18 protein-coding genes are annotated in these 22852 nt (G+C 56.4%); 8 read left to right on the forward strand and 10 right to left on the reverse strand.

Annotated features, from left to right (window positions below):
* The 10 genes from RDV48_22255 to RDV48_22300 form a co-directional block, all read right to left on the reverse strand.
* Positions 1-2766 (reverse strand): VWA domain-containing protein (locus RDV48_22255; protein MDQ7825539.1); only part of this gene is annotated, 2766 nt, incomplete at its 3' end.
* Positions 2766-4592 (reverse strand): VWA domain-containing protein, encoded by a 1827-nt coding sequence (locus RDV48_22260; protein MDQ7825540.1) that lies wholly within the window; start codon positions 4590-4592, stop codon positions 2766-2768. The genes RDV48_22255 and RDV48_22260, both read right to left, overlap by 1 nt.
* On the reverse strand, positions 4589-5473 hold the full coding sequence (locus tag RDV48_22265; protein ID MDQ7825541.1) for a DUF58 domain-containing protein: 885 nt from the start codon (positions 5471-5473) through the stop codon (positions 4589-4591). Before RDV48_22265 ends, RDV48_22260 begins: the two co-directional genes overlap by 4 nt.
* The gene (locus RDV48_22270) at positions 5470-6936 is read right to left on the reverse strand and encodes an ABC transporter permease subunit (protein MDQ7825542.1); all 1467 of its coding nucleotides are present in this window, start codon (positions 6934-6936) and stop codon (positions 5470-5472) included. Before RDV48_22270 ends, RDV48_22265 begins: the two co-directional genes overlap by 4 nt.
* The gene (locus tag RDV48_22275; protein MDQ7825543.1) at positions 6936-7862 is read right to left on the reverse strand and encodes an ABC transporter ATP-binding protein; all 927 of its coding nucleotides are present in this window, start codon (positions 7860-7862) and stop codon (positions 6936-6938) included. Before RDV48_22275 ends, RDV48_22270 begins: the two co-directional genes overlap by 1 nt.
* Positions 7859-9808 (reverse strand): hypothetical protein, encoded by a 1950-nt coding sequence (locus tag RDV48_22280; GenBank protein MDQ7825544.1) that lies wholly within the window; start codon positions 9806-9808, stop codon positions 7859-7861. The genes RDV48_22275 and RDV48_22280 overlap by 4 nt, the downstream gene beginning before the upstream one ends.
* Positions 9780-10784, reverse strand: a complete 1005-nt coding sequence (locus RDV48_22285; GenBank protein ID MDQ7825545.1) for a MoxR family ATPase — start codon at positions 10782-10784, stop codon at positions 9780-9782. The genes RDV48_22280 and RDV48_22285 overlap by 29 nt, the downstream gene beginning before the upstream one ends.
* Before the next feature lie 23 nt (positions 10785-10807).
* Positions 10808-11314: a hypothetical protein gene (locus RDV48_22290; GenBank protein MDQ7825546.1), complete on the reverse strand. Its 507-nt coding sequence runs from the start codon at positions 11312-11314 to the stop codon at positions 10808-10810.
* Positions 11311-12975 (reverse strand): hypothetical protein, encoded by a 1665-nt coding sequence (locus RDV48_22295; protein ID MDQ7825547.1) that lies wholly within the window; start codon positions 12973-12975, stop codon positions 11311-11313. The genes RDV48_22290 and RDV48_22295 overlap by 4 nt, the downstream gene beginning before the upstream one ends.
* Before the next feature lie 56 nt (positions 12976-13031).
* Positions 13032-13682 (reverse strand): methyltransferase domain-containing protein, encoded by a 651-nt coding sequence (locus tag RDV48_22300; GenBank protein MDQ7825548.1) that lies wholly within the window; start codon positions 13680-13682, stop codon positions 13032-13034.
* 151 nt (positions 13683-13833) lie between these two features.
* Between RDV48_22300 and RDV48_22305 the strand changes: the two genes are divergently transcribed.
* The 8 genes from RDV48_22305 to RDV48_22340 all read left to right on the forward strand — a co-directional run bounded on the left by RDV48_22305 (position 13834) and on the right by RDV48_22340 (position 22848).
* Positions 13834-14802 (forward strand): radical SAM protein, encoded by a 969-nt coding sequence (locus tag RDV48_22305; GenBank protein MDQ7825549.1) that lies wholly within the window; start codon positions 13834-13836, stop codon positions 14800-14802.
* Positions 14803-14817: 15 nt separating this feature from the next.
* Positions 14818-15006, forward strand: coding sequence for a hypothetical protein (locus RDV48_22310; GenBank protein ID MDQ7825550.1), 189 nt, complete (start codon positions 14818-14820; stop codon positions 15004-15006).
* Entirely contained in the window at positions 15003-16448 is a 1446-nt protein-coding gene (locus RDV48_22315) for a hypothetical protein (GenBank protein ID MDQ7825551.1), read from the forward strand. The genes RDV48_22310 and RDV48_22315 overlap by 4 nt, the downstream gene beginning before the upstream one ends.
* On the forward strand, positions 16426-17901 hold the full coding sequence (locus RDV48_22320; GenBank protein MDQ7825552.1) for a radical SAM protein: 1476 nt from the start codon (positions 16426-16428) through the stop codon (positions 17899-17901). The genes RDV48_22315 and RDV48_22320 overlap by 23 nt, the downstream gene beginning before the upstream one ends.
* Positions 17902-18072: 171 nt before the next feature.
* Positions 18073-18552, forward strand: coding sequence for a hypothetical protein (locus RDV48_22325; protein ID MDQ7825553.1), 480 nt, complete (start codon positions 18073-18075; stop codon positions 18550-18552).
* Between the two features lie 11 nt (positions 18553-18563).
* Positions 18564-19388, forward strand: coding sequence for a hypothetical protein (locus RDV48_22330; protein ID MDQ7825554.1), 825 nt, complete (start codon positions 18564-18566; stop codon positions 19386-19388).
* Between the two features lie 30 nt (positions 19389-19418).
* Entirely contained in the window at positions 19419-21029 is a 1611-nt protein-coding gene (locus RDV48_22335; protein ID MDQ7825555.1) for a hypothetical protein, read from the forward strand.
* Between the two features lie 229 nt (positions 21030-21258).
* Positions 21259-22848, forward strand: a complete 1590-nt coding sequence (locus tag RDV48_22340; protein MDQ7825556.1) for a hypothetical protein — start codon at positions 21259-21261, stop codon at positions 22846-22848.
* Positions 22849-22852 lie beyond the last annotated feature (4 nt).

The raw sequence follows: 22852 nt of genomic DNA on the forward strand, positions 1-22852 counted from the left end.
CCCGGTCGCGGGAGTCTCAGGCGCTGGAGGTGCCAGCTCTGCCTGCCGGGGCAGGGATTCCTCCCTGGGAGTCTCTATCAGGTCGTCCCTGCCGAGCGTGGTGCCCTTGTAGCGGTCTCTGAGCTTTTTCTTCCCTATTTTAAGGGCCTCGATAGTCTCAAGGCTTTCAGAGCGCTCATGGGGCTTTCTCGGGGTTCCCATGCTTTTCAGGAGCCCCTGGAGCCATCCCCTGGGAAGGGAGACTCTTCTCAGGCCCACGTCAAGAGGGAAAAGAAGCAGGGCAGAGAGGAGGAGGGTCTCCCATATCTCCACGGCCCTGTGGGCCTTTTTCCGGGGGTGGGTGAAAATCTCTGCCGGCTTTGGATTGTAGCGGCCTCCTGTTGACTCTGCAAGACGATGAAGCAGAAAGGTGTTAGGGTTGTAATCCCTGTATTCCGGTGAATAGGGAATCGAGAGGGCACAGGTTTTTCCGCCCCCCCCTTTTTCCCTGATGTTCACTATATAGCTGCCTGACGCAAGAGCTTTGAAGCTGCCTTCATACGCGCCGGGCCCCACCTGATGGAGGCTTGCATCGAGGGGTGAGAGATCGGGAGTGATGACCCGTGCTGAAAACTCAAGGAAATTGAGGTACTCTCCCTCTTCATCCTGGGCTTCAAGCCTTATGGTGCATTTTTCTCCCTCGTGGCTGAGCGCTACTGAATAATTGCCGCTCTCCACCGAGGGGAATGTCCAGCGCACCAGCTGGAGCCAGAAGGGGCGGCTTCCCTCCCATGTGAAGAGGGAGGGGGCCCAGTGCTCTCCCTCATCGCTGGTGAATGCCGCTGATTTCCCGAGACCGCTCCTTCCAAGGGCAAGTATGGGGTCATTCTTGTGCGATACGAGGACCACGGTGGAGGTGGGTTTTTCCGTCGAAAGGCAATATCCCGCCATGCCCGGAATCTGCGAGAAATCAATGCCGGAAAAAGCCTGGTGTGATTCTCTCAGCAGGGGCCTGAAGGGCTCCTCCACCACGGCGGACCGTGAAGCGATAAAGGTATCCTTGACGAATATCCTGGGCAGAAGGCTGGCATCGTCCGTGTAGTACGCCCGCCCCTTTCCCTTTTCCGCCAGCCCCCTGAGGAACTCTATATCGGCATCGCTCCCTATTGCCACCGTGGTGAGAGTGATTTTCCGGGTGTTGGCCCTCTTGACCAGGGTCAGGAAGTCTCCCGACTCTGTCCTGCCGTCGGAGAGGACGATGATATGCTTGAGGGCCGCCTGGGAGCGGTCGAGCTCGTTGATGGCGCTCTCCAGCGGGGGATAGAGGTTTGTGCCTCCCCCGGCTCTGATGGTGGCAACATTTTCTATCATCTTGTCCCTGTGTTTTGCCGGTGAGAGGCGCGTGATCCATTTGGAGGCCGAGTCGAAGGCTATTACCCCGATGCTGTCCCGGGCATTCACCATCTCTATGGTGGCGATTGCCGCCTCTCTTGCGAGGACCACTTTCTCCACGCCGCCCTGCGCTTCGCTCATGCTTCCCGATTTGTCAATGACCAGCACGATGGCTGCCTGAGGAAGCATCTTTTTTTTCCTCACATCCATCGTGACAGGAAGCACCTCTTCCACGGGCGTGTCGTAGTAGCCGCCTATTCCAAAGCTGTTCTTCCCCCCGATCATGAGAAAGCCGCCGCCCATGTCGTTGACGTAGCTTTTCACGAGACGCATCTGCTTCTCTGAGAGGCTCAGGGCAGAGAGATTGCTGAATATGAGGGTGTTATAATCGTGAAAATCCTCGAGCCTTATGGGAAGAGTGCGGGCATCCCCGCATTCCACCTTCATGCCGGCGTCAGCAAGGAGTCCCGCTACAGGTCCCGGATTATTCTCTGAAAGATAGAGCACCTTGGGCGTTCCCTTGACAAAGGCGATTGCCGTGGCGCGGTTATTTTTCACGATAGAGTCCTCTTCCGGCTCTATGAGAACCTCGAAGGAACAGGTGCCGGCCTTGCTCACTTTCTGAGTGAGGAAAAAGATGTTCTCACCGGGGTGGAGACTCAGGCTTTCATGGGCTCTCATCGTGCCGTTCATGAAGACCTTCATCTTGATTTCTGCCGCCGCGGTGCTCTCCACGGCAACCCTGAGCTCAAAGGGCTCATTGATAGTGCAGGTCTCGGGAAGATCGATCCTCTTTACCAGAACCTCCTGTTTTTTCTCAGACGGGTAGGGAACGGTCCAGAGCTCAGTGTTCCTTATGCCCGAGAGGCCTCCCTCCTCGCCAGCCTTGCCGATAGTCTCATTCCCATCGCTCACAAGGACGATTCTTTTTGCCACACCCTCGGGGAAGAGTGCCCGGGCAAAGTTGACGGCCTGTGATATGTCGGTGTGCTCCCTCCTCACCAGGGTGGAGAGGGTGACCACCTTTCTTGAGGCATCGATGACCTGGTCAAGATAGGCATCTTCTCCGAAAAGGGCAACCTGTATGCCGTCCTTGGCCCTTGCGTGGCCGATGCTCTCCTCGATGAACCTGTGGGCGAAGGCCCTGTGGTTCTCGGGGGCGCTCTCCGTGTCATCGACAAGGAATACCACCGAAAGCTCGTCGGTGGGGAGGTAAATCCTCATGCCTGCCAGGGCCAGGACAAGGCATGCGTAGATGACAATTCTCACTGCCAGGGAAATTTTTTTCCTCAGCGCCGAGAGATCTGCCTGGGAACGGGCGCTCCAGAGCCAGAGGGGAACGATGCCTATGAGCAGGAGGAGCATGAGGGGATTGGTGAATCCGATGAACTTCATTACTGCCTCCTCCTGTGGAAACAGCTCCATTCGAGAAGGAGGAGCAGCAGGCCCGTGAAGGCAAGGGGCTTCCAGAATTCTATGATCATCGGCGATGACGAGGCTGTTGCAGCATGTGCAGCCTGAGGTCCCTCCGGGGAGATGAAGGGTGCAATTTTTGACTCTCCTTCATCGAGGAGGTTCACTGCGAAAGAGCGCTCTCTTTTGGCCTTGATGGTATAAATGCCGACTTTCGCCGTATCGGTGAAAAAAGGTGCCGCGGTGCCGGCGATAATTGTTCTCTGCAGGCCCGAGGGGAGGACCACTTTCAGCCTGTCCCCCTCACGCTCCCTTTCAAGGGAGACGCTCTCCTCGCTCCTCAAAAGATGCGGCGAGGTGCTGCTCCTGCCGTCAAGGAGGCAGTCAAAGATATTTTCCATGAGCATGGGAAAGAGGGGCGAGAGGAAAAGGTCGCTCCGGTATGCGTCGAACCCCGTGGCTATTGAACGGTGGCTTCCCTTTTCAAGGAGCATGATGAGGGGTGTCCTGTCGGAGCTCACAAGGGCTTTCCCCCACGGGGGGAGGGTGATCTGATCCGCTTCTGCAACAGTGAGGGTTGAGTAGTCAAGAAACCTGTTGACGGGGTGGCTCTTGTCCCATGAGAGCCCTCCGGGTAATTTTACCGGGCCCTTTGTGGTGATGAGCTTCTCCGGAAACCTGCAGTGAAGGAAAAGATGGGCTCTCCCTTCAGGCAGCTTCTTCACTTCCGTGGAGTCCCAGATGACGAGATCGGCTTTTGCAAGATCCTTCCCGGAGGGCGAAGGAGTCTTTCGTACCTCGCAGCCGCTCATAAGCTGGAGAAGCTTTTCCAGGAAAGGGTTTCCACCTGTCACGAGAAGAACCTGAGTGGGCTTCACGGCGGGGATGACGGCAAAGACCCTGTTGTCCACGGGAAGATCATCGTCCATGTCAAGGACCGCCTCGAGCGAGCCGCTCTGATCCCCGGTGATGTCGAAGATGTAGGATTTCTGTTCCCCTGGCGCGAGGGCCACTTCGCGGGCCTCGCGCACCGAGGTCCCCGCCATAAGCGAAATAAGCGTGTTTTCAGGCTGGGGTGAGAAATTTTTCACGGTAAGAAAGAGCTGAAAGCCTTTCCTGGTCTTTCTCATGTCAAAAGCCGTGATGCCGAGGTTGCGCACGGATTTCCCCACGGGCTCATAGTGCAGGACCCCGCCGTAGCGGCTCCACAGCGAGGGAAGATCGCCCCCGCCGTCGGAGAAGAGGAATATCTGCGCGTCAGGATGGGTTTTCACGAGGGACGTTGCAAGGGCCAGCGCAGGCTCAAGGACTGTCCCTGTATCACGGGGCTGTATGCCTCTCAGGATGGTCAGGAACGCCTGCTTGTCATCGGTAAAGCCGGTCTCAAGACGGGTTCTTGAAGTAGCGGTGATAAGCACAAAGAAGGTGCCTCTCTGGGCTCCCTCCACCATATGGGTAATCTGCTCCCTGGCAAGCTCAAAGCGGGTCTTTCTCCCCTCCCTTGCCTCCATGCTCGCCGAGCAGTCCAGCACGAAGATCATGCGGGGAGGAAGGTTCCTGAGGGATTTGATATAAGGGCGGGCAAGGCTCGCCGCCAATAGGATAATGAAAAGCAGCTGGAGGAAAAGCAGCAGGTTGCTCCTCAGCTTCTGAAAAAAGGAATCCACCTTTGCCTCCTCCATCGCCTTGTTCCAAAGGAAGGCGCAGGAGACGGGAAGCTCCTTTCTCTTCAGCTTCATCAGATAAAAGATGAGGATGAGGGGGATAAGGAGGAGCAGGGCAAGAGCACCGCCATGGAGCCAGTTCATGCGAGGAGCCTCCCCATCCTGAGGTATTTCAGCACTATCTCCTCGAAGGGCGTATCTGTCGTGGTCTGGAGGAAGCCTGCGCCGTGCCTGGCACAGTATTGCTCAATTTTTTCCGTGTGTCTCTGGAAGTTTCTCCGGTACGCGGCGAGGAGGCGCTCGCTCACCGTCACCTCCCTGGCAGACTCTGTCTCAATATCCACCAGCTTGAGATCTCCTTCTATCACAGGGTTTTTCTCAAGGGGATCGAGGACCTGGATGAGGAAGAGGGAGTATTTTTCGTAGAGAAGAAAGCTCAATCCCTCGAAGAACTCGCCTTCCTGCAGGAAGTCGGAGAGGACCACCACCAGCCCGGGCCTGAGCTTTTTCCTGCCGAAGGAGAGAAGGGAGGCGCCCAGGGAGGTTTTCCCCCGGGGCCTGAGGCCGCTGAGAAACCTGAAGCACTGGAAAATCTGGTTGGTGCCCCTGAGGGGAGGCTGATAGAGACTGATCCCCTCGTCCATGGCGGCGATGCTCACCCTGTCAAAGTGTGAGAGGGCGATGAAAGAGATGCAGGCTGCTATTTTTTTCGCATAGTGCAGCTTTTCCTCCCCGCCCAGCGACATTGAGGCGCTCGTATCGATGAGGAGATAGACGATAAGGTCGAGCTCCTCGACAAAGAGCTTGAGAAAGAGCTTCTCCAGGCGGCCATAAATGTTCCAGTCAATATAGCGGATGTCATCGCCGCGCACATAGTTCCTGAAATCGGAAAACTCCAGGGACCGGCCCTTCTGGCTGCTGGTGTGCTCACCTTTCTGAGTTCCCCAGGCCACTTTCTTGGACATGATCTGAAGGAGTTTCAGCTTTTTCAGGAATTCCGGCGTAAGAAGTTCTGTTTCCTTCAAAAGTTTTGCCTCTTGGAGTGTTTCTTCATGGCAGCCATATAAAGGAGTCCCACGATAAAAAGCAGCACCAGGTAAGCTACAAGGGAGCACATGTACATGGGTATTGTGCCGAAAGGAGTCATGGCAAGCACGGGAAAGTCCCTCGTGGCCCAGAGCGAGCCCATGGCGATGGTGGGGGAGAGGAACTGGAAGGTGGAGAGGCTCGATATCTTGGTATGGCCCTCTTCTCCCAGCATGGTGAGGTAGGGAAGAAAGGCTGTCACGATGAGCATGAGGTAATAGAAGAATGCAAAGGGGAGAGAGCCTTTCAGTATCCTGTGAATACCCCTTACGAGGGCAAAGAAGGCAGGCACGAAGAAGAGGTTCAGGAAAAAGCTCGGCATGAGGGGTGATTTGTCACCGGGCAGCTCATAGCTTACCAGGAGCACGGGGATAATGCCGGCGAGACCAAAGAGAATGGGCATGAAATAGGGCTTTGAAAAAACCGACTTCATATGGGCCCTGTATTCCCTTTTCGAGGGGAAGGTGGGGCGGTTTCCGAAGAATCCGGGGAGAAAAAGGTTCACCATGATGAGAAAAGTGAAGAAGGCCCCGAGTTCGTCAGGGTCGGTGCGCCCGTTGGCAAAAGCTCCCGAGAGGACCGTGAGGTTGAAGAGATACCCGATCAGGAAAAAAATGCTCAGGTATCTCATGTTTCTGGCCTGGTGGTATATGTAGTTCACCGTCTTGCTGAAGAGGAAGCCGGCCACGAGGATGAAGTTCACGGCGAGGTAAATCCAGAGCGGGAATGAGAGCGACTTGTACTGGAGAACGTTGTTGAAGGTTCCCTGGTAGGCATAATAGCTCCATATCACGCCGATGCTGGGAACAACGGCTATGCTTGCGAAAAAGATGAGAAGGTAGCTCTGGTTGGTGGCATTGGCAGTCTTGTTCTCCCTTACGGAAAAAAACTGGCCGATCTGGCAGCAGAGAAATCCCAGGGCAAATATGACAAAGTAGCCGCCCACTATCTGCAGGGGCGAGACGCCGCCGAGGAAGAAGACCGTTGCCGTGATAGGCAGCGATGAGATGAGGAGCAGGAAGATGTAGGCGAGGCCATGGATGAGCTTCCCCGAGATGATCTCCGCGGGGGTGAGAAGGGAGCCGATGAGGAGCTCGTAAGTTCTTTTCTCCTTCTCCGTTGAGATACAGCCGCAGGTGAGCGAGGGGGCGATTATCACCACGAGGAAGAGCTGTATCCAGAAAAGAGCCATGAAGATGGTTTTCCCGATATCGGCAGTGTTCTGGGGATATCCTGAATCGGAGGCCTCCATGACGATAAGGCAGAGCGCGATGGAGAGAATGGTGAGGTACACCGTCTGGGTGATGAATATCTTCCTGTCACGGAGGCCTATGCTCAGCTCTTTGTAAAGGATCGGATTGGAAAGGTTGGAAAACCAGTTCTTGCGCAAGAGGGAGGTCATTACGCCATGTCTCCTTTTGTAATCTGCATGAATACATCCTCAAGATTGGTCTCTTCCTCCCAGATTCCCAGGAGTCCCGCTTTTTTCATCACAAGGGCCTCGATAAGGCCGGCAATGCTGTCCTTTTCTCCCTGCCAGCTGAAGCGGAGGTGGCCGTTTACCTCCTCGACTTCGCCGACCATGGGATCCTCTTTCAGCATTGCCGCGGCGCGGACGGTGTCACCAAGCACCCTGATCTTGTAGCTCGCCATGGTCCTTGTCTTTTCAATGATGCTCTGCACAGATCCGCAGGCTATAAGGCTTCCCTTCTCTATGATCCCGATCTTGTTGCAGTAGTCTGCGAGCTCTGGCAGGATGTGGGAGGAGATGAAGATGGTCTTTCCCATGGTGGAGAGCTCCTTAAGGAGCACCTTCAGCTCAATCCTTGCTCTCGGGTCCAGTCCTGACGCAGGCTCGTCAAGGATCAGCACCTTGGGATCATGCAGGAGCGTCTTCGCGAGGCAGAGACGCTGCTTCATGCCGGTGGAAAGGACCTCGATGGGCGATTCTTTCAGCCCCGTGAGATCGGTGAGCTCAAGGACATCGCCGATGAGCCGTTTTCTCTCGTTCTTGCTTTTCCTGAAAGCGGCGGCGAAGAAATCCAGGTACTCCCCCACCTTCATCCCGTCGTAAACTCCAAAGTGATCGGGCATGTAGCCAATCACTTCCCTCACTTTTTCAGGCTCCTCCGTCACGGAGATCCCGTCGATATACATTTCGCCTGAGGTGGGAGGGAGCAGCGTCGCCATCATCTTTATGGTAGTGGTCTTTCCCGCGCCGTTCGGCCCTATAAAGCCGAAAGCGTCGCCTTTTTCTATCCTGAGGCTTATCTCTTTCACTGCCTGGTGGTTCTTGAAATGCTTGGTGAGGCTTCTGAGCTCTATCACTTGCCTGTACTCTCTTTCCCGGCACTCCGGCCGGTGATGATAAAGAAAGTGCTCTCTTCCACTGTCGCCCCGTGCTTTGACAGGGTGATGCCCGATACGTTCTGATCGGACCAGCCCAGAATAACGGGATCGTCCCTGGTGCGGGCCGGCCGGTAGGTGGAGCTGAAATTCAACAGGAATGATACATGCTCTTTTTTGCTGTCATAGGCGGGATCGTCGTCATTGAGATGCCAGGTCCTGGTAAACCAGGAGCCCAGGTCGTAAGGCGTGTTGAGGGGCTGCGAGAGCCTGAGCGAGATGCGCTGGCTCCCCCGGTTGAGGGTGAATGCCGGCGTGATCCTGGAATGATAAAGGAGCATGCAGTCGGAGAGGGTCAGGTCCATGCCGTTGGTAATGCTTCCGGAAAGAAGGTCCCCCTCTTCGTTGAGAGAGCATTCTATGGCTCCCGCGACAGGAATGACCTGCCGTGCCTTGAAACGCCTCATTGACCACATATCAAGGGTGAGGTCCCGCAGCTCCGGCCCCTCCTTCCATTCAAGAGTGAAGCTTTTATCCTCGGGAGGGGTGATCTCCCACGTGATGGCCTGGGGATTGTTCATCTCGATGGCATACCGCGAGAGGCCCGGCGAGAAAAGGGAGTAATAGGAGGTCATGGGAGCCGCCGGGAGGTTTTTCTGAACCTCGCAGAGCGAGATGATTCTGAATATTGTCTCCGAGCCCTTGGTGAAATAGCCGTACATGAAGCTGGAAAGGGAAAAGACCAGGGAGATGACGGTCACCGTCAGAAAGGTGAGGAGCATGAGATCCTTTTTCTTGAGCACCATGTAGTTGAGGGGTCCCACGATGAGTATATAGAAGAAGAGGAAATAGCTGAGATTCTTGAATGAAGGCGGATCGATCTCGGGGGGATTGGAAAGGGGGTATGAGTCGTCGCCACGGGCTCCCTCTTTCCCAGAGGTGTGCATGTCGGAAAAAATCCTGGCCCAGAAGTCAATGGTGCCCGTCCACGTCGTGAAGGGGGGCCTGGTGATGTCACAGGCAAAATAATAGACAATACCTCTGCCGAAGCGTTTTTTCACCAGCAGGGGGGCACCCTGTTCGGTGAGCATCACCGTGCCGCCATAATTCTTCACCTTGCAGAGGGGCAGAGGCTCCGTGAGGGTGAGGGGAGCCTTGCAGTAAGCCTCAAGGGCAGGAAGAGCCCTCGTCTCCCCGGTGCCCTCCTCCTTCACGGGGAGAAGCTGTTCAATGGACGATCCTTTGAATTCCCCGGGAGAGAGGCTCGATGAGACGAAAAGCATTCCTCCCGAGAGGACCCAGTCGCAGAGGGCTTTTTTCTGCTCGTGAGTGAAGGAGAGCGAGGGATAGTTGCAGAGGAGTATGGCGTTGGCGCTCTCATAACCGGCCCAGTTGAGGGGGAGATGGGATGTGGAGGGATAGACGATGCTTACCTGGGCATCTTTCCCGACAACGGCCTTGAGCCTCGGATTGGTGAGGTATTCAAAGCCCGCCTGTTCCTTCGAGAACACGAGGACAAGAAAGTCCTTCGGGTATATGTGGTTGAGGGTAAGCGACGCTTCCGCAATGATCTGGCGCCTTGCCTTGAGCTCCACCTTCACGGTGGGGGCATAGGATTCGAAGTCGGGCACGTAGAGAAAAAGCTGCTTGGACGACTGGGGAGGGAGGTTCACCTGCCTCATGATAAGGCCGGCATTCTTGCGGTAAGCCTGCCTGTTGCTCACTTCAAGCGTCCCCTTGAAGGCGCTTCCGAGGTTGCGGATTTCCACGCAGAGGGGGAGGGTGTTCTTGTGCTTATGGTAGCTGCCAATAGCAGGATAGGCCTTCATGTCAACGATTGTACGGGCTTCAGCGCTGATGTTGAAAGACAGTATGCACAGTATGGCGATACAGGCCCACCTAGCGCAGGGGAGCTGCCTCTTGTTCATATGCCACCTCTTTAAGGAGTTGCTGCACGATTGTATCTGAAGAGATTCCCTCGGCTTCGCCCTCGAAGTTCAGGATGAGGCGGTGGCGCAGGGCAGGCACCGCACAGGCCTGAATGTCTTCAAAGCTCACATTGAAGCGTCCATGCATGAGAGCCCTCACTTTTCCCGCAAGGGTGAGGGTCTGGGCTCCCCGGGGGCTCACGCCGTATCTCAGGAAGCGCTTCACCATGGAGATGGCCTGTTCCCTTTCAGGGTGGGTGGCAAGGATGAGGGTTGCCACATAGTTTTTTACCGGTGTGGCGATCAGGATCTCCCTGCTGAGAGTCCGCATCTCGAGGATCGATTCACCGTCGGCCACTTTGGAGAGGGCAGGCCTCACCTCGGCGGTGGTCCTGTCAATTATGGACACAAGCTCGGCGTGATCAGGGAACTGCACCACTATTTTAAAGAAAAACCTGTCAACCTGCGCTTCAGGGAGGGGGTACGTCCCTTCCATCTCGATAGGGTTCTGTGTGGCCAGCACAAAGAACGGTGACGGGAGGGGATGGAGTGTCCCCGAGACCGTCACGTTGTGCTCCTGCATGGCTTCAAGGAGGGCGCTCTGTGTCTTCGGCGTGGCCCTGTTGATCTCGTCCGCAAGGACCAGGTTGGCAAAGAGGGGGCCTCTCTGAAACTCAAAGCCCTTCTTCCCGTCAGGCTTCTCCATCACCAGGTAAGTGCCGGTGATGTCAGCCGGCATCAGGTCGGGTGTGAACTGCACCCTGCTGAAGCTCAGGTTCAGCACCTGCCCTATGGTTTTTACCAGGAGTGTCTTCCCCAGGCCCGGCACTCCCTCGAGGAGCACGTGGCCGTCGGCGATGAGCGAGAGGAGCACGTGGTCAATGACCTCGGTGTTGCCCACGATGGTCTTCTGAATCTCTTCCCTGATGACGGAGAATTTCTTGCCGAATTCCCGCACCCGTTCTTCTATGTTCATGGGGGCCTCTCTTTCGGAACCTGCTATTTTTTCCGGTAAATAAGGTAGGAGATTACCGTGAGAATCCCGAGCATCACCAGCGATGCCGCCGTGTCGGTCTTGTGCTCCTCGCCCGGAGTATTGTAGCTGTAATTGTAATTCCCTGTCTGGATTCCCAGTTTTGAATCATAGGCCGGCATGTTCTCAGGGAGTTCCGGGTGATTTTTCCCGAGGCAGTAGAGCTGGAACTCCCTCCCCGTCTTCTTGTAGCCGCAGCTGTAAGTATCAACGCCCATGGCGGGGCAGGAAGGGATGATGTTGATATAGGCCGGCATTATGGGGGAGAGCACCTCGGGGTATTCCCCTCCGTTGTCAGTAGCATACATCTCAAGTGCCGTGGCAAGGTTCCGGAGGTTCGATTCGCACTGGTAGTAATTTGAATAGTTGGAATAGCGCCTTCTCGCATGGGCAGGGGAGGAGAGGAGGGTCATGAAGACTGCGATTCCTGCGATGATCATAAGGGCCGGAGCGGCATGGCGCTTTCTTTTCATTTTCCCGGTTCTATCTCCTTGAAGTAGTCTTTCACGAGTGCCCTGTACTCTCTTGGAATCTTCTCTTTCCCCACCGATTCCTCCGCTTTTCCCTTGTACGCCGCATAGAGCTTCCTGGGATTGTTCTCAATGGTTCCCGCGGCGGGAATTCCCCCTTTCACCTCTTTCGAGAGGATGGCTCCCTGAGACCCCGACCGCTGACCCTTCACTTTGGTGAGGGCGCTCTCCTTCTCGTGGCGCTCGGCGTCGTAGAATTTCTCGTAGAGCTCGTTCCAGTGGCTCGTTTTAGAGCTCTGCCTCTCGGTGAAGTAATCAGGTGAGTTTTCCTGCCCCTTCTGCTCCTTGTTGGTGGAGCCCACGCCGTAATCACCCGGTTTCTTTTCGCCGGACTTTGTATATTTCTGCGATACCTGTGAAGCCTCCTTTGCGGCTTTCCCGTCGCTTCCCCTTTCCCCGTCGGCGCTCCCCGGGGAGTCCTCCCCTCCTTCGCCCTGTTCTCCCGCGGCATCCTCGCCGGCCGTTTCCCCTGAAGGAAGGCCGTCATCGCTTGCCATCTGTGATTTGCACCGCTCAAGGTCTTTTACGAGCTTTGAGAGCTCCCTGTCGCTCTTCAGTCCGGCCTCCATTTTTTCAAGGCCCGCCGCCGCTTCCTCGAGCTTCTCCGAGGCGCCCCCGTGGTCTTTCTTTTCCATGCGGGCAAGGGCTTCGCTGAGCTCCTTCTGAAGGCTGCTGTTCTCGCTGAGGAGATTTTTCATCTTTTCCAGCTCCTCCTTGAGTGCCTGGGCTCCTTTTTCCCCGAGGGCAGGGTTCTTGAGGTCCTTTGCCATCTGCCGGAGCTTTTCAGAAGGGGCGGAGTCCTTCGCCTCGCCTCCCCGGGACCTGCCGTCGCTCCCTCCGCGGAGCTTGTCTATGAGGTTTTTCTGGAGCTCAGCCTTTTTCTGCTCCTCCCTGAGCTTTTCCGAGAGGCCTGCTATCTTTGCCATGGCCTCTTTTTTCCCCACTCCCGGCTTTTTGAGGTTTTCGGAGAGTTTTCTGAGCTCGGCGGATTTTTTCCTGATTTCCAGATCGCCCTGGGTTTTCGGTGCCTTTTTCTCCAGGTTCTGGGCAATGAGATCGAGCTTTGCCGTCACGGCCTTCAGTTGCTGGGCTTCACGGGGCGGGGTGAATACCTTTATGAGGCCCCAGGGGGGGGTGGCAAGAAGAATGACCACCAGGGGCGCGGTGAGAATGAGCCATTGCGCCTGCCGGGGCACCGTGAAGGGGAAGGTCCTCTCAGCCGATATTTTCTGGGCATTCGCCGCGGCATCCTTGAGGAGCCCTTTGAACATGAGGGTTCTCTTCTTGTTCTCTGTGACCCATTCCAGCACCGTGCTGAGCCTTTCTTTCATGCGGAGCTTTTCATCAGTGATGAGGGCTATTTTCATGAGAGGAATCTGCTGGAAAAAATACATCCCCGCGGGGATCAGAAGGGTAATGCATAGAGGGACAAGAGAATAAAGGGTTTCAGGGGTTCCGAATCCTACGAGCTTGAGGCAGATGAGGATCAGGATTGACGATGCGGTGCCGTAAAGAGCTGCCTGCGCCGTTCTCTCGGCGAAGAGCACTTTTCTGAAGCGGTTTCTCAGGGCCTTGAGCTTTTCTATGATAAGGGATTCTTCCATGGCGCACCAGCCTTCTCTCTATCATTTCATTGTGATGAGTCGTTTTCCCTCTCATGCTATTCCCCCTTTTGGGAAAAAACAGCGGTGTTTTCCCGGTCAGCTCCCCGGCAGATCAGAAGGCACCGGCAGAAGGGCGGCCAGGAGTCCTGCTCCCTGAGGAGGACCGAAAGGCCGGCAGCGGTGAGGTCTTTTTCAAGAAGGTGAAGGGAATAGCTGCGGCGGGACTCAAGCGAGGCAGCTCCGCTGGAAACGAGGCCCAGGAGGCGGAAAAGCCTGAAAAAGCACCATCCCAGAAGAAAATCCAGGCCCTGGAGAAGAAAGCGCTCACAAGGGCCCTTATAGAGGGGCTGCACGATGAGAAGAGGCCCCCTGGTAACCCTTCTCACCTCTCTGAGGAGATCGACGGGAGCCAGGGAATACTGGAGGACGGAGATAAGGAGGGCAGTCTCAAAGGAGGAGTCAGGGAAAGGGAGAGTGACTCCGTCAAATATGACGGGATGGGTACCGCCCATGGAGAGATCCGCCACATCGGCTTCCGTGCAGTCAAAGCCGCCCTCGCTGCGAAGCTCAGCCGCCACGTGCCCCGTTCCTGAGCCTACGTCCAGGATGGCCCCCCCGCGGGGAAGATGGGCTATAAGGCGCCGGGCCATAGCCTTTGCTCTTCCTGTGAGGAACAGGATGACGAGCTTCCTGAGCTTCTCTCTCATAGCAGCCTTGTTTTCACTTTCTCCTGCTGTTTTCTGACTCCTCTCCCCTGACTCCTCCCTTGAAAAACCCTTCCCCCGGGAAGGATTTTTCGCTGAAAGAGAGGATAGAGAAAGAGGGAATGTTCGCCCCGGAAGGAACCTAAGGCAGGCCATGGCAAAAAAAGTTGACCTCAAGGTGGGGTACTCCTGCAACAACAACTGCATTCACTGCGTGGTGGCAGATAACAGGGCCCTCTGCCAGGCTCGCGGGATTGAAGAAAATCTTTCCACGTCGAGCCTTCTGGCGGAGCTTGCTGACAGCAGGCAGAGCGGATGCGGCTCTGTGGTCTTCACAGGCGGTGAGCCGACGCTGCGCAATGATCTTCCTTACCTTGTGCACAGTGCCCTGTCTCTCGGATATGCCGTGGACATCCAGACCAACGGGCGGGCCCTTGCATGCTGGCGCTATGCCCGGGCTCTCTGTGAGAGGGCTCCTCTTTCCTTCTGCGTGGCGCTCCATGGATCGACGGCAGTCGTTCATGATGCCGTCACCTCTGTGACCGGGAGCTTTTTCGAGACTGTCGCGGGGCTCAGGAACCTTGTGAGGCTGGGGCAGGGGGTGGCGGGCAAGGTCGTCATCTCGAAGGTGAATTACCGCTCACTTGCCGGGTTGTGCCGGTTTTACGCAGAGCTCGGCGTCACCGACATTACCCTTGCCTTTCCCCATGCCCTTGGCAATGCAGGCCGCTTTTTTGACGAGGTGGTGCCCCTGTACAGCGAGACAACGGCACCCCTGAAAGAGGCACTTGAGACCTGCAGGGCCCTGGGAGTGACGGCAAGAACGGAAGCCTATCCCCTCTGCTTTCTGGAGGGATATGAAAGCCATGCCGTGGAGCTTCATTTTTATGATGAGGAAACAGAGCTCAGGCAGCTTGGCCATGAACACCCTGTCATTGACTGGACAAGAGCCCGCAGGGAGAATAAGATGAAGTTCCCTGCGTGCCTGTCGTGCCGGTATGATCTCATATGTGAAGGCCCCTGGAGGGAATATCCCGCCATGAGGGGCTGCGGAGAATTCCACGCCGTGCACGGCATCAAAGTGGCGCACCCCCTGGCGGTGCTCTCTGAAAGAAAGGCTTGAGAGGATGGTGACTCAATGAGCGATGAAATGGGATTCATCAAGGCAGGGGAGGTAGAGCTCCCTGAGGGATATGAAGGCCGTGAGCTCCACTTTTATATCTCCCGGGGAAAAGTCGAGATCTGGCTCATGCCTGCCAATGCGCCGGCAGGAGCGGTAGAAGCCTGGCTTGCCGAGAGGAAAAGAGCCTCAGGGGAGAGCCAATGAAGTTCCATTATCACGTGGTGCCGCCGGCAGGGCTCCGCCGCATTGTCTCTCACAGGGATCTCGGCACCCTCTACGGGGTGAGGAGCGAGACGCTCTATCCCCCCTGCATTGAGGAAGGCGCCGGTCCCCCTTTGCAGAGGGAAGAGTCCTCTGTCTTGACGGGCCGTGCTTCATCAAGCCCCCATCTCGTTCATTTCCCCGGGGATCATGAGTATGTCATGCTCAACAGGGATCTCTTTTTCGAGGAAGACGAGGGGGGGCTCCTTGCCATAGAGCCGGAATCGGCCCAATGGCTTATTTTCAGCCCCATGGTGGGGCGTTTTGTGCGATCAATGGCTCACCCCGTGCCTTTCGGCTACGTGCTTTACAACGCCTCGATGCCGAAGGAAGAGACGAGGCGCCTTCTGTTCAGCCTCATAGAAAGAAACTTCCTTCACGTGGAATACTACCCGCCTCTTTTTGAGCCCCCCCGGGCCATGGCACCTCCGACTCCTTCGCGGTATATTGTGGCGCTCCAGGGAAGTGACGGCTCCAGAATAGCCCCCGGAGTGATAGGGGATCTTGTAGAGCAGATCTTTCATGAGAAATACGGCCACCCTGTCTCACTTGAGCTTTCCAGCCCCGGGCTTGCCGGGGGGCTTGAATATATCGCCGAGGCACACAAGGCAAGGGACAGAGCCCTGGAAAGGCGTTACCGGGATATGACAATCCTTGCCTCAGGATCGCCGGGCGGCATAGGGAATGCCGAGACGGCCTTTTTTGCCGATAATGTCATAAGGGTGAGGCCGTCAGTTCCTCTCACTTCCCCGGGGGGCGGAGGCCGGCCGCGGGAGGGTATGCCCTTTTCCCGCGAGCTTTCACTCCTTGCAGCGAAGGGAGTGCTTGAAGGGCTCTCTGTTCCCCTCAGGGGGCCCGCTGATTTTGAGTCTCTCGGAGCCTTTTCACCCCTGTGGCACAAGCTGCCCCATTATATTGATCTTCCCTACCCGGGTGCCCTTACTCCCGATTTTTCCCCGCGGGAGCATGGGCACGTGATGGCCAATGCCGCAGCGATGATGCTTGAGGCCCTCTGCGAGGAAAGGGATGGTGAAAGCCCCTTTGCCCTTCCCCTGCTGGTGCCTCTTATCACCCTGCTGCGGAGCCTTGCGGGAGCCGGGCACTTCCCGTGCTTTGACCTGGAAGGCCCGCGGCGGGAAATCTGCAGCCTGGATCATCACGGTAAGGTCATGGAAGACCGTTTCCCCGAGGGCTGTCATTCCTGTCTGTTCCGCTCATTCTGCACAGCCCCCCGCCAGGGCTTCGCCATTCTTTCAGGGGATGACAGGGAGGTTTTCTGCGGATTTTCAAGCACCTTGATACCTCTCATGATGAGAAGGCTCCATGAGGACAGAGGATTTCTCAAGATGGTAAAGGAGCATTATGGATACCATAGCTTTGCCTGAACAAGGGGGCTTTCTTCCCCCCGAGCTTGAGGATTATGTCTTAGAGCGCCGTCCAGGCCTCTCATTGTCCCGGAGAGGAGAAAAGGTGCTCATTATTGACCCGGACTCCGCGTCATGGGCTGTGCTCCCCCGCCGCTTGGAAGAATATCTCGGGCAGATGCTCGATCCCCTGAAGTTCTCACTTTTCTGCGCCTTCAATCCCTCAATGGAGCCCCGCAGGCTCAGGAGCATCGTGGACTCCATGTACCGTCATGGCTTTATCACTCTTGACGGGCGGTCTTTTTTCCCGCCTCCCTCCGTGATGTGGAGGCCTCCTGATGACGAGCCCGTCTATCCCCGGTCCTTTTACCTCCATATGACCGATGCCTGCAACTTCCGCTGCACTTACTGCTATGCCAGGGCCGAGGGACATGGATCCTCTCTGCGCAGAGAGACCGCCTTTGCCATACTGGAGAGGATCATAAGGGAAATCCCCTATGACAGCCTTTACGTGGAATTCCACGGCGGAGAGCCACTTCTTTACAGGGATGACATTTATGCCATCGTGGAATATGGCGAGCGCAGGGCTCTCCATGCCGGCAAAATGCTCAATTTCTCGCTCCAGACCAATGGCTCCCTCTTTGATGGCGAGTTTATCTCCTTTGCCGCCGCCCATCATCTCAAGGTGGGCGTGAGCATCGACGGCCCCCCGGCGCTCCATGACCGTTTCAGGCGCTATCCAGGCGGGAGAGGCACTTTTTCTGACGTGTGGGAAAACGTGAAAAGGGCCGAGGCGCTCGGTCTTCACTGCGGCATCATCGGCGTGGTGCACGATCCGGAGGACTATCTTGAAGCCTATGAGTTCCTGGTGAGCTCGGGCGTCCTTTCCTTCAAGCTCAATTATTCCTCAGCCCTCGGAAGGGGCAGGGATATCTGCCCTGTTGACGAGGAGAGGGGCCGGGCCATGGCCCGGGGTGCCCTGGCCATGCTCAGGGCTGCAGCGATATTCAACAGCCAGGGCCCTCTCAGGGTAAAGATCCACGATTTCAACCTTTATCTCGCCGCGCTGCTCTCAAAGAAGCGGGAATACATGTGCCTGCGTTCACCCTGCGGTGCCGGGCGATCGATTCTTGCCTTCGGCACAGGGGGGGAGATATATCCCTGCGAGGAAATGAGCACGTACCCTGAGTTTGCCTGCGGCACAGTCTGGTCACCGGTGCCTCTCACCGCGATGATAGATAATTCTGCCGCCCTGGCAAAGCTGAGAGCACGCCGTGTCGAGGGCCTGGAAAAATGCAGGGATTGCCCTTTCAGAAGGCTCTGCAGCGGGAAATGCCCCCACAAAGCCTTTCACTCCCATGGCACGGTCATGAGGGAAGACCCCATGTGCTCCTTTTACCGCCATCTTTTCGAGGAGCTCATGTGGGCTATAGACAGCACCCCCGCTATAAAGAGCCTTGCGGAGCCTCCATGACGCTTCCTGCCCCGGGCTTTGCCGCGGAACACCATTGCAGCGGCTTCCGGTGGCAGGATGTTAACATTTTGTTAACAAGAAAGGGGTGTTTTTCTCTCCCTTCCCGGGTGCTGGAGTGGTATAATCAAAAATGAGCGAAAAGGTATTCTCGCCATGAGAGGAGTTGAGCATATGATTAAAGGGGTTTCTGGATCGCCGGGTGACTCTTCTGATTTCATCAAGAAGACCCACGGGTGGTTCAAAGAAAACATTGAAGGCGAGGGCGAGTCGAAGGGAGACTTCGGCAAAGCCGTCGCTGCCGGTGCCGCAGGAGGCGCCGCGGTGGGAGGGGTTCTTGGCATGGCCAATGCCATCAGGAATGCCGGTGATGCGGAGCTTGAGAAAGTGGAGATCAAGCATCCCATTTACCAGGACAAGCTTGAGGGGTATGATCAGCATGCCGATCCCATGGGGAGCAAGTGGTCCCTCAAGTTCACGCCTACGGTACGGCAGGAAAAAGTAGGCGAGTACACGACAGTCGATTACAAGTCCACCTTCACCATGGGCACCTTTCTCTCAGGTGTGGTGGGCATGACCATCGGAGCCATCGGAGGCGGCCTTCTCGCCGCAGGCGTCAAGGTGCTCCGTGACATTATCCTGAACAAGGAATAGGGGGTGAGTGCATGTCCGACATGGAAGTAGGAAAATCCGGAATGTTTCACAAGCTGGGAAATTTTGTGAAACGGGAGATCGAAGGCGATAAGAAGCAGGAAGAGGAAGGGACCTGGAGCAACAGCACCCTTGACTATGTCACCAAGGGCGGCGTCACGGGAGGGCTCCTGGGCGCCGGCATGGGTGCAGCGGCCCACTATGCGGCGGGCGATGCGCAGTCCAAGACTTACAAGTATGAAGTCCCCGTGATGGAGAACAAGAAGATCGGGGAGATACCCTCAAACCATGTGGCCAATAGCCCCGACATCCCTGACCCGGCCTTCGTGGACGCCAATGGAAAGCCTGTTGACGGCAAGGGTGTGGGGGTGTACGGCAACGTGCCGCAGAGAGGCATCCTGGGCGGCTTCAAGATGGAAGAGAAGACTGCCGAGGTGAACACCAAGGGCTCGACGCTCCTGGGAAGCGTGCTGGGCGGCGCTCTTATAGGCACCTTGGCAGGCGTGCTGGCAGGTGTGGCTCTCAAGCTCATCAACGGCATCATCCATCCCACGCAGAACCAGGCGCCCTGGAGCAATGCCGCGCCACCGGCCTGGAGCAACGCGGCACCGCCCGAGTGGAAAAACTCGTCAGCAGGCCAGCCATGGTCAAAGAGCGCACCGGCCTGGAGCAACACGCACAACAAGGCGCCCTGGTCCGATGTGCATTCAAGGACTCACAGCAATTACAGCGACACCCATTACCGGTCGCACAGCAATTACAGCGATACCCATTACCGGTCGCATGATAATTACAGCAATTCTCACAGCAACTCCTGGGATCGGCACGTTTCGTATTAGTGAGATTAATCGTAAGGTGAGGTGAATGATATGGATAAAATAAGCCCTGTTGACAGAGGGATGACAAACACCCCCATAAGGATGCCTGAGCGTCTCCAGCTCGAGGCCGATGGAAGCGTGCAGGTCCATGCCGCCACTGACAAGGTGGAGATCAAGGGCAAGAAGGCCAAGAAGGAGAAAGACGGGATCCTGGCCAACACCACGAAAACCATCCTGAGCGGCGTAGGCCTCGGGAGCGGCGTCGTGGGCGGCGGTATCATAGGCGCAGGCATCGGAAGCGGCGGGAGCGCCCTGGCGAGCGTCATGGGCAACGGCTTTACGTGGGCGGCAGTGAGCACGGGAGGCGTCGTAGGGGGAATAGCCGGCGCGGCCCTTTTCGGCGTCGCGGGCACTTACGGTGGCTGGAAGTTTGCCGAGGCCCTCATAGGCGGTGGCAAGTTCATGAAAAAGCTCCTCTTCACCAAGGAGCCTTTGAGCCAGGAGCAGCAGGCAGCCCTGGAGAATCTCAAGGCCGTCGAGGACAGTCCCAAGGACGCCCAGAAGGTACTGAAGTTCATCGCGGGGGGTCTCTCGGGCGACGAGAGCCTCGAGAATGAGACAGCCCTCTATTCAGGCCTCCTCTCCCACTTCGGAAACAAGAACACCGACGCGGCCCTCTCGGCCTATGCCACCTTCAAGAATCATCTCCCGCCCGGTGAGGAGCGGGACAAGGCACTTGGCGAGCTCGGTAAGTTCACTGAGACCTTCAAGGCTCCCGAGGATGCCATGGATGCCCTCTATGCCGTTCTTACCAACCTGAACGCCAAGGATTCCATTCCTGCCGAGTGTGAAAGCCTTCGCTCCGTGGCGGAGGATCTCAAGAAGTGCTCTGCCAATGGTGCTGAAGTCACGCCGGGTATGGCGGGAGAAACTTACGCCACCATCAAGGCGAATTTCTCGCCCTCCGAGAGGAAAGAGGCCATTGCCGCCACCCTCGGGCAGTTCGGCGGGGCCAGGATGGAGCCCAAGGACGCCATAGAGAACCTCAAGTTCATTGTCAACAACCGCCAGAAGGGCGACGATCTTGCCCAGGAGAGCAAGAACCTCCTGGGCCTCCTGGAGCAGACCGACGGGAGCCTTGACACGGCGCGCCTCGCTTACCAGACCACCAAGGCCAATTTCCCGCCCGGCGGCCGCGGGGAAGCCCTCAAGCTCTTCTTCGACCTGGCGACGCTTGAAAAATCGCCGCAGAACGGCGCAGCCGTCCTGGTGGAGCTCAACAAGGGCCTCTACAAGGGCGAGGATCTCAAGGAGCAGATCGGCTTCTACAAAGATATGCACAAGCTCTTTGAAGGCTCGTCAAATCCCGCGAAAAGCTCGCTTGAGGCATACAAGACCGTCACGTCATACTTCAAGAAAGGCTCCGACCGCGACAACGCCGTGGAGTTCCTCACGAAGCTCACGGCGGCAGAGAAGGCCGCAGGCCAGGATACCGGCAACGCGGCAGGCGATCTTGCCTTTGTCTACACCCATGTGAGCGAGGGCGAAAAGTTCCCCAATGAGCTGGAGAAATTCATAGGTCTCCTGGGTTCGGAGGGAAGCTCCAGCAAGGCTCAGAAAAAGTACGTTGATGCCAAGTTCCAGGAGCTTTACGGAAAATAGAGGATACCATCCGGAGGAGAAACAGGGGGGAAGGCAGCTTCCCCCCTTATTACTTTCCCGTCAAAAAAGGTTATTCAAGACAGGAAGAGAAATATACTCCAAAGCATCCCTGACGACGTCACCATACTGACAGTATAAGGTGCATCAGTATATATAGCCACTAATTTTAATAAGAAAGAGCACTCCCCATCCCGGCCCGCCCGGCTTGTGAAATGTAGAAGGTATTGCAATGAAAAAACTCCTTTTGAGCACAGTGTTTCGTCCCTTTGGCATCAATGACCTGTACGGCAGGAAGGAGATCCTCGCGGAGTTTTACCATACGAACCTCACGAGGGGCGACGGCATCTTCAGCATAAGAGGGCAGAACCCCAACCTGGGTCTTCACTTCATCGCCGAAAACCTGGAGATCCCCACGAAGGTCCTTGAATGCCCCTCGCTTGAAGAGTTTTCAAACGAAGTGCGCATGGGCTATGACTATGTGGGCGTCAACTTTCCCCCCGTGGCCTTTGAGAAGGCCAGGAAGCTGTGCGAGGTGGCCAAGGGAATCTCTCCCGATATCGTCACCGTCGTAGGTGGATACGGGACCCTCATCCCTGAGACTGAAGGCATTGCCGACCATGTGTGCCGCGGCGAGGGAGTGCGCTTCATGCGAAATCTCCTGGGCGAGGACCCGGAGCGCCCTCTCAGGAACCCCGTGCTTTTCAACGACTCCAGCGAGCTTCTGGGAGTGAGATTCAGGAAAGGGGCGGGCCAGATTGCCGCGGGGCTCGGATGCCCCAACGGCTGCGAGTTCTGCCTCACCTCCCACTATTTCAAGTGCCGTCACCTTCCCTTCCTCAAGACGGGGAAGGAGATTTACGAGACCATGCAGCGCCTGGGGAAGGACATGCCGGTAGGTATAGGCATCGGCTCCAAGGGCTTTCTCATTATTGAGGAGGACTTTCTCCTTGATGAGAAAAGGGTCCGGGAGCTTGCCGAGTACACCCGGAAGGAGATCAAGGTGCCCCTGCGCTTCTCATGTTTCGGGAGCGCCAAGGCGGTGAGCAGGTATGACCCCGAGGAGCTCGCCGAGATGGGGCTTGATACGGTATGGATAGGCGTGGAGAGCAAAGAGAAAGGGTATCACAAGCTTGAAGGGATAGATATGCACAAGCTCTTCTCCTCCCTCCATGATCATGGTATCAAGACCATAGGCTCGATGATCCTGGGCTATGATTTCCATACTCCCCAGGCCCTCAACGAAGACGTGGACTACCTCATCTCCCTTGCCCCCACCTTCAACCAGTTCATGCTCTATACCCCCCTCCCGGGAACGCCTCTTTATGAGCGTTACAAAAAGGAGGGGCGCATTCTCGATCTGCCCTGGGCCCGTTTCAACGGTTTTGAGTTCACCATCAAGCATCCCCATTTTTCACCGGAGGAGATGGAAAAGATGCAGGTGGCAGCCTATGAAAAGGCGACACGGGAGCTTGGCCCGTCGGTGATGCGCCTCATTGATGTGTACATGAAGGGATACATGAAGCACAAGGATTCCAAGAATCCCATGCTCAAGAAGCGCGCCGAGATTTTCCGGAATTTCTGCCGCTATGCCCAGCCCATTCTTCCCGTGGTGAAGAAATACGCCCATATGCTCAACCCCGCGGAGCGCATCAATACCCTTCTCGCTCAAATCAGGCGCGAAGCAGGGAAATTCCCGATTTTCGGCGACTCTGCCCATTATTTTCTCCTTTTCAACCTGAAACTCAAAGAGCTCAAGCAGCGCCTCATGGGGGAAAAGGTCATTCAGCCCGTCCTTATTGAAAAGTCTTACCGCTTGTGAGGAG

It is taken from the genome of Candidatus Eremiobacterota bacterium, from assembly GCA_031082125.1.
GTDB lineage: Bacteria > Vulcanimicrobiota > CADAWZ01 > CADAWZ01 > Ess09-12 > Ess09-12.

Bases quoted from the DNA above. Each gene is read 5' to 3' on its own strand.
- RDV48_22260 (MDQ7825540.1), bottom strand. From the start codon at position 4,592: ATGAACTGGCTCCATGGCGGTGCTCTTGCCCTGCTCCTCCTTATCCCC.
- RDV48_22270 (MDQ7825542.1), bottom strand. From the start codon at position 6,936: ATGACCTCCCTCTTGCGCAAGAACTGGTTTTCCAACCTTTCCAATCCG.
- RDV48_22280 (MDQ7825544.1), bottom strand. From the start codon at position 9,808: ATGAACAAGAGGCAGCTCCCCTGCGCTAGGTGGGCCTGTATCGCCATA.
- RDV48_22285 (MDQ7825545.1), bottom strand. From the start codon at position 10,784: ATGAACATAGAAGAACGGGTGCGGGAATTCGGCAAGAAATTCTCCGTC.
- RDV48_22290 (MDQ7825546.1), bottom strand. From the start codon at position 11,314: ATGAAAAGAAAGCGCCATGCCGCTCCGGCCCTTATGATCATCGCAGGA.
- RDV48_22295 (MDQ7825547.1), bottom strand. From the start codon at position 12,975: ATGGAAGAATCCCTTATCATAGAAAAGCTCAAGGCCCTGAGAAACCGC.
- RDV48_22300 (MDQ7825548.1), bottom strand. From the start codon at position 13,682: ATGAGAGAGAAGCTCAGGAAGCTCGTCATCCTGTTCCTCACAGGAAGA.
- RDV48_22305 (MDQ7825549.1), top strand. From the start codon at position 13,834: ATGGCAAAAAAAGTTGACCTCAAGGTGGGGTACTCCTGCAACAACAAC.
- RDV48_22310 (MDQ7825550.1), top strand. From the start codon at position 14,818: ATGAGCGATGAAATGGGATTCATCAAGGCAGGGGAGGTAGAGCTCCCT.
- RDV48_22315 (MDQ7825551.1), top strand. From the start codon at position 15,003: ATGAAGTTCCATTATCACGTGGTGCCGCCGGCAGGGCTCCGCCGCATT.
- RDV48_22320 (MDQ7825552.1), top strand. From the start codon at position 16,426: ATGGATACCATAGCTTTGCCTGAACAAGGGGGCTTTCTTCCCCCCGAG.
- RDV48_22325 (MDQ7825553.1), top strand. From the start codon at position 18,073: ATGATTAAAGGGGTTTCTGGATCGCCGGGTGACTCTTCTGATTTCATC.
- RDV48_22330 (MDQ7825554.1), top strand. From the start codon at position 18,564: ATGTCCGACATGGAAGTAGGAAAATCCGGAATGTTTCACAAGCTGGGA.
- RDV48_22335 (MDQ7825555.1), top strand. From the start codon at position 19,419: ATGGATAAAATAAGCCCTGTTGACAGAGGGATGACAAACACCCCCATA.
- RDV48_22340 (MDQ7825556.1), top strand. From the start codon at position 21,259: ATGAAAAAACTCCTTTTGAGCACAGTGTTTCGTCCCTTTGGCATCAAT.